A 3,220-nucleotide genomic window follows, 5' to 3' on the forward strand; every position below is an offset into this window, starting at 1 on the left:
AACACCGTTAGAAAAAGAGAAGCGCTACTTTAATAAAAACCTCTTATCAGGTGTCCTAAATTAGTTGACCACTACACTCTGTATCATCGACCATCAGATAGTGCGGTTCAAAATCGTAATCCTGCAAGTTAGCAAAACAGGAATCAGGCGTCCTAAGTTTTTTCATATATCGTCCTTGGGTTAGAAAAATAACAGTGCATTCTGGTACAGGTGTTAGACAGTCTATTAGAAGTGAGTCTCTAAGTACTACTCGACTATCACTTGAATTAAGGACATGCCCTTAGAGTCAATCCTCTATAAATTGGGTACGGCGTCAGTCTTGCTTAGCCTTCTACTTGTCGTACTTTCACTCGGCTTTCTGGTATCCCAATGATATTGAATCGACTATATTGATTAATCGTTCAAAATAAAAACTATACCCTACAAACATTGGTTTCTGCAAATGGTAATAGTAGTGAGATTGAATATTAAACAGATTTTCAGTGCATTTGGAAAATATAAAATGCCTAATGAAGTATTATAAATATATCTTTAATTAATTTTATATTTATTTTGGAGCCTCATTATTTTTGATATATCGATGCCTTTGATAAAGGGGTAATTTTGATTTTAAGTCGTTAATAATAACACTCATTTTTGTGAAAAATGATTGACTTATTTATTATGATTTCAATAGGAGTGGTTTGGTATTATTGTGATGATAATCAACCAGTAATGTGATTTAACCTATAGAGCATAGCCCTATTAAAATGCCTTTTTTAAGCCTTCTGAATTGGACTCTATAAAGTTGACATTACAAAATACTTAACTTACTATTAAGCTAAGAAAATCCATTTTTTATTTAAACAAAATTGTCAAATAATAAAAAGACAAAAGTTTACTAATTAATTAAGATTATGTACGAAATTTCGACTATTTAACGGAATAATAAATTATACGTCGGCGGCACTAAAGCAAAAGAAAAATGCCATCTCAAAGAGATTATTAATTAGGAAGTCATCATGGAAAGAGTATTGAAGAGCACAATTGCAGCTATTGTTTTACCCACGATTTTGCTTGGCATATCTGGTTGCACGGCTATGGGAAGCAGCGGGATTGACAATGAGGGTGACAGTCGCCGAGTCGGCAATGTCATGTGGAATAATCAAGTCGATACAGACGTTCACGAGCTACTAGCAGCCGAAGTTGATAGCGATGAAACTCGATTGATATTTATTCGTAAAAATGATGATGATGTAGAGCAAACCAGTGCCAATATCTCTGTCAATAATAGATATCAAGTAAGCCTACACCCTAATAACTATACAGCTGTCAATTCTTGTGTTGGTACAAATCAGCTCAGTGCTCATGCCACTGGTTTTAAAGACAATAATTTATTAGCAGACAAAAAAGACTATCAGCTTGATGGTGGTCAAACTTACTTTTTTTATATCGATATGGATGAGACAGGCGAGAGCTCACTCGAACGAATAACGACTGACAGCGCATTACCATTATTAGAAACCAAACGGTATCAGACCCATCAAATCAGCCGAGTAGTCCCCAATTGTGCGGCACCTGTAGTACCTGTTGTAGCTCCCATAATAGAGGCAGCACCCGTAGTGCCTGTTTTAGCTGAAAAAGTAACCATTGAACTTGAAGTGTTATTTGAAACGGACAAAGCCATTGTACGACCTGAGTATTATTCTAAAATATCTGAAGTTGCTGAATTCATGACTCAATATCCAAATACGATGGTGACTATCGAAGGACATACTGATAGCCGTGCTAGTGAGCGTTATAACCAAGCACTGTCACAACGTCGGGTGAATGCGGTAAAAGAGGTGTTAATTGCTCAGTTTGGTGTGGATTCTGAACGTCTAAGTGCCATTGGTTATGGTGAAGTGCAGCCAAGAGCCAGCAATGATACGGCAGCAGGCCGTCAGCTTAACCGTCGCGTTATTGCTGTCGTCGAAGAGCGCTCAAGCAACTGATATCAAGACAGTTTTGCTATAAAGAGTGCTGTACCAGAAAAATTAGAACGGTATTGCTGCAATTAAAAAATTAGAGGTAAGAAAATGAATACTATTGTCGTAAAAACGAATGATGCCACTCAGACTATCAGCCAAGTAGAAGTCATAACCAAAGATGGCGTGCCGACAGTTATTAAAGCCACAGACAAAGTAAATTATGAGTTTCATGATAATGCTATCAACCGTGCACCTAACCACATTATCACCAAGCGTATCAAAAATGACCTTCATGTATCATTTGAAGAAGAGGGTGAAGACAGCGACCTCATTATAGAAGGTTTTTACGACAGCGCAGATAGTGCATTGCTTGGTATTGCTGAAGATGGTGAGTATTACTACTATATCCCAGATACTGGTGAAACCTATGACTATGTCACTCAATTAGATGTCGGTGATGTGGAAGGACAAGCTTTAGGTGGTGAAAATTATGTCGCAGCTGCTATACCATGGTGGATACCTGCTGCTGCAGGCGTAGGGTTGATTGGATTGTTGGCCAGTAGAAGTAGCAATAGTAATAGCAGGACCATCGATGACGGCACTCCCCCCAACGCCGTTGATGAAATTCAAACAGGCAGCCTAGGCCAACCCGTCGTCATCGACGTACTAGGTAACGACACCGATGCTGAGGGGGATCTTGACCCAACGAGCGTACTCATCACCCAAGCCCTTGCAAGCAGCATCATTGCTGCTGATGGCAAATCGGTTGATGTGCCAGGTGAGGGCGTGTGGAGCGTTAATCCAACCACAGGTGCCATCACTTTTACCCCAGCGACTGGCTTTACCGGCGATCCTACGCCCATCAGCTACACCGTTAATGACATCACGGGTCGGACGTCAAATGAAGCGACCGTCACTGTTGACTACCCACCAACTGCCCCTAATGCCGTGGATGAGATTCAAACAGGCAGCCCAGGCCAACCTGTTGTGGTAGACGTACTGAGTAACGACACCGACCTTGAAGGTGACATTGACCCAACCAGCGTCAAACTGATTAACCCAGACACAGGTCTTGAAGTCACCAGCTTAACCGTCCCAGGCGAAGGCGCATGGGACGTAGACCCAAGCACAGGCGTGGTTACCTTTACCCCAGAAACAGGCTTTACGGGCGATCCTACGCCAGTGGACTATGTGGTTTCTGACCTAACCGGCAACAAGTCTAATCCAGCCACCATCGTTGTTGATTATCCACCAACTGCCCCTAATGCCGT

General features: G+C 41.2%; 2 protein-coding genes. Both read left to right on the forward strand.

Annotation, left to right across the window (positions count from 1 at the left end; genetic code table 11):
- Nucleotides 1–1,001 precede the first annotated feature (1,001 nt).
- Nucleotides 1,002–1,973: an OmpA family protein gene (locus QL982_RS14190; protein WP_290166050.1), complete on the forward strand. Its 972-nt coding sequence runs from the start codon at nt 1,002–1,004 to the stop codon at nt 1,971–1,973.
- Nucleotides 1,974–2,057: 84 nt separating this feature from the next.
- Nucleotides 2,058–3,220 (forward strand): Ig-like domain-containing protein (locus tag QL982_RS14195; RefSeq protein ID WP_290190423.1); only part of this gene is annotated, 1,163 nt, incomplete at its 3' end.

The organism is Psychrobacter sp. 5A.1, assembly GCF_030407455.1.
Lineage (GTDB): Bacteria > Pseudomonadota > Gammaproteobacteria > Pseudomonadales > Moraxellaceae > Psychrobacter.

Bases quoted from the DNA above. Each gene is read 5' to 3' on its own strand.
- QL982_RS14190 (WP_290166050.1), top strand. From the start codon at position 1,002: ATGGAAAGAGTATTGAAGAGCACAATTGCAGCTATTGTTTTACCCACG.